The 425-nt window shown below is 66.1% G+C and carries 1 protein-coding gene; it reads right to left on the reverse strand.

From position 1 onward, the window contains the following. On the reverse strand, positions 1 to 425 hold a 425-nt coding region (locus SB751_RS28280; protein WP_410748821.1), incomplete at both ends, for an isochorismatase family protein.

Raw genomic sequence — 425 nt, forward strand, 5'->3', positions numbered from 1 at the left:
TACTCGATCACCGGCGCGTGCACCGGGGCGATGGATGCGTGCGGCGTCTGGGTGCGCTGGGCAGCCTTGTGGACCATGGTGTAGGCGTAGTCGATGCCCATGCCGTAGGCGCCCGAGTGTTGCTTGGCCAGGCCGGTCACGGCGTCGTACGTTTCCTTGTTCTTCCAGTCGCGCTGCCATTCCAGCAGCACCTGCTGCCACGTCACCGGCACCACGCCGGCCTGGATCATGCGCTGCATGGCGTAGTCGTGGGCTTCCTTGGTCGTGCCGCCCGAGGCATCCGCCACCATGTAGATCTCGTAGTCGCCTTCCAGCATCGCGCTCAGGGCGAAGGTCGTGTTGCAGACCTCGGTCCACAGGCCGGCCACGACGATCTTCTTGCGGCCGTTGGCGGCCAGTGCGTCGCGCACCTTCTGGTCGTCCCA

The sequence above is a fragment of the Cupriavidus sp. SIMBA_020 genome, assembly GCF_046535395.1.
In the GTDB taxonomy this organism is placed as follows: domain Bacteria; phylum Pseudomonadota; class Gammaproteobacteria; order Burkholderiales; family Burkholderiaceae; genus Cupriavidus; species Cupriavidus campinensis.